This window comes from uncultured Campylobacter sp., assembly GCF_937949835.1.
Classification (GTDB): domain Bacteria; phylum Campylobacterota; class Campylobacteria; order Campylobacterales; family Campylobacteraceae; genus Campylobacter_B.
Genome location: NZ_CALEDC010000349.1, coordinates 1 through 3234, shown reverse-complemented (window position 1 = coordinate 3234; position 3234 = coordinate 1). Strand labels below are relative to the sequence as shown.

The window sequence follows — 3234 nt, the reverse complement described above, 5'->3', positions numbered from 1 at the left end:
CCGAGGCGAATATACAAGCCGAACTAGCTAAACTTTCGAGTGATATTAGTAGCGCCGCTAATACCTTCGGAATTCATTTATCCAAAGACGGTTCATTTCACGTATGCGGTAGCGACAACTTCGTGCTTCGTCCGGCATATTTCAACGTAGATACATCTGTTTTGACCAAATACGGCAAACTGATAGATCCTGGCGCCTCCGGAGATATAACAAACAAGGGCAAAGATGATGCAAAAATCATAAAGAATCCTAAAGATTTGCGTTTAGGTGGCGATTATAGTGAAAATGCCGATATCTTAGCCCATGTGATTTCGGCTAGGAGCTATGAAGGTCACGGCGTTCCTAATTATACTGCTGTAATAGGTGGGGATCTAGGAAATCAGAGGTACCATATCCGCAAAAGCTATACCGATTCCGATGCGGATAATACCCAAGACGTTTCTACGAAAGTGCGTGGTGTTCAGACCTATTTGCGTCCATTTATATCCAATCAATGTGCAGCTCAGATTCCTACTCAGTCTTATTATATAGAAAGAACTGGAAGCACTAATGGTTTAAAAAGAGGTACAAAATTAGATGGATGCTTCGGCGGAACTCATACAAATTATAGTGGAATTGAATATGATAGTGCTACGGGATCATATTATGTTAAAAATGGTATCACCGATGCCGATATTAAAAAAGGGACTTTTGGTAAAAGTGGTTCCGAGTGCAAGGCAAACGGATCGTCAATAAATTTCGAGGGAACCTATAGAAGGGTTTGGGATAAGAACGCTATTAGTCTATGGGCAAATTTCGATGCCAGAAATATCACAGAGACATCTGGAGTGGCCACTTTTGTATCGAAGGGCAATGTGCAAGGTGCATATCTGATGACGCAGTCCAGAAAAGATCCTGCCGCAAAAGACATAAGCAACGGTATCCTCTATACTGAGGCTAACTACACTACTACGAAGCCTAAAACCGCTATGTACTATTTTAATTATTACAATGTAGGCGATGTTTTGGTTAGCGTATATGATAACTCATGGACAGATGCTTATTCCGATCAGACATATTCAAAGAAATGGAAAAGTGCTAAGTGTATTATCAATTCATCTAGCAATCTACCTGACGCTAAAGGTATGGTAGGTTGTGATGTGGGAATGAAAACTTCGGATTTAGTAAAAAGCCAAGATCCTAAAGCTTCCGCAGCAAATAGCAATCTGGTCTTGCGATACCGACCGGATCGTATTATGCTATCCGTAGTTAGCCTAGACAATGGAGTAATCAGTAGAGCAGCGGGTACCGATAACAATTTGACTGGCAAGACATCCGCATTTACATATTTCAATTCCCCGGATATTGAAAATAACATAGTTATAAATCCAGGCGAAAATCCTGCGCAAAATTTTGCCATAACGAGACAAACGAGTCAGCTGGCTATGTTAAAATTTAATGCTGTGGCATATCTATCCGATAAGGTTTATAAAGATGTTGTAGCTACGTTATATGACGGCACCATGATTGAAGTAGACGGTAATGCACAGGCTGCATGCGGATTTGCCAGCGATTTGGATTTCCATTTGACTTTTGGTTTTGATTGTCAAGCCAATGATGCGGATGGACGTTGCTCTAAAAATAAAAATCCTAATACAACGGCAGCGGCATCTAATTATGTACCATATCCTAGAAATACGGCGGTAAGCTATACGATTCCAAATGCTACTCAATTCTTTGCAAGAGATAGCAATGACTGCCAAGGTGCTAGTGGATACGATAGTAGGTGCTATACGTATAATACAAGAAGTATAAATTTTGATCAGCAGTATTTGGATGAAGCCACTGGAGGCGTTGGTTACGGCTTGCCTTTGCCGCTTAGGTACGCTATTAATTTTTACACTAATGCGAATTTAAGAGGGGGTTTGATCAATAGACCGCTTAGAGGAGCCAACGTAAATTACGATTCAAAATCACCTTTGTTTAAAGTAATGGCGCGCGGCTTTCAAGAAGGACAAACTCCTGGTGCTACCGTCTATTTTAACTTCGCTAGGATGCAAAAGTCCCCTAGTAGACCGGTATTAATCTATGCTAGTGACTTCGATGTAATAAGCGATAAAGCCGAGTTAAAGACTTTGGAGCAATTTTGGCCTTCTAAATTTGATAGAGACTATAATGCCATAGCCGATACCTCTTCGGAGAAATATGATGAGAAAAATATCAATATCTTAAAAGAGAATTTAGATGCCTTTTTAACCAGAAAGGTCGAAGAGTATAAAAAATCAAGCGGAAAAACGGTAAGTAAAAGTCAATATATAGCTATTGCAAACAACAATACGAAGTCGTATAAAAATGGCGAGATCGCAGTTACGGATTATAGCGATAATATTGGCACCTACGCCTATTTCGTTTACGGCAAAGCTCATGATAAAAACGACGGTGCTCAGGATTATGAGGTCAAGAGAAAAAGATTGCTAACGGTGCCTATCTTTAATAAAATATATTGCGGAAGAACGGATAATTGTAGAGGGATGCCGGCTCCAAGCCCTGCTTTTAGCTACGAGGTTCCAAGTTCCAATATATTTACCGATCTCGCCGCTCTGGATAACAGTTTAACGGATTTTTCGGGCTTTGTCACAAATACTCAAAAGATTCCGAACGATATAAAATCCGAATTTGTAAGTAGATATAGCCCGTCACCGAGCGTGGGAATAGATATCCGTAGGAGCAATTCGCTGGCATCGGGTCAAGAGACTATGAATCTAAGGGCAAATGAAGTAGGTAGTACTACCATACGTATAGTTACGGATCCTTGGTTAATATATACTCCTAACGGCGGTGAAGCTATGATGAGAACCCTGCCTCCTGAAGTCGGAGATTATGCTACCATATATTCCGGTGTTCCGCAGTACTATAATTACTTCTTGGTTAGAATACTCAATGCTGCGGCGGATCAATGGGGTGGCGAAGGTCAGGTTAAATCAGGCAAAGAAGACGATGTAGGTTCTTTTGCCGGAGGCAGCGATTCTTCAAATAGCACTAGCGACACTTCGACTAGAATTCTAGACACCGGTAATGCTCGCGATATGTATAATCAGCGAATCGACTGGTAATCCGCGCGCTTCTCGCTAAATTTAAAGGCTAACCGCAAGGTTAGCCTTTTTTTATGGCCGAATTTTAAAATTTTAACTTGCTCGGCGGCGATAAGTCCAAAATAAGCACAGGATTTTCATTAAGTCAAGCAATCTTTTCTGC

1 protein-coding gene is annotated in these 3234 nt (G+C 40.9%); it reads left to right on the top strand.

Annotated elements, in window-relative coordinates; all coding sequences use genetic code 11:
* The coding region (locus Q0256_RS08035; protein ID WP_297962043.1) for a hypothetical protein at window positions 1-3092 on the top strand (3092 nt) is incomplete at its 5' end.
* Window positions 3093-3234 lie beyond the last annotated feature (142 nt).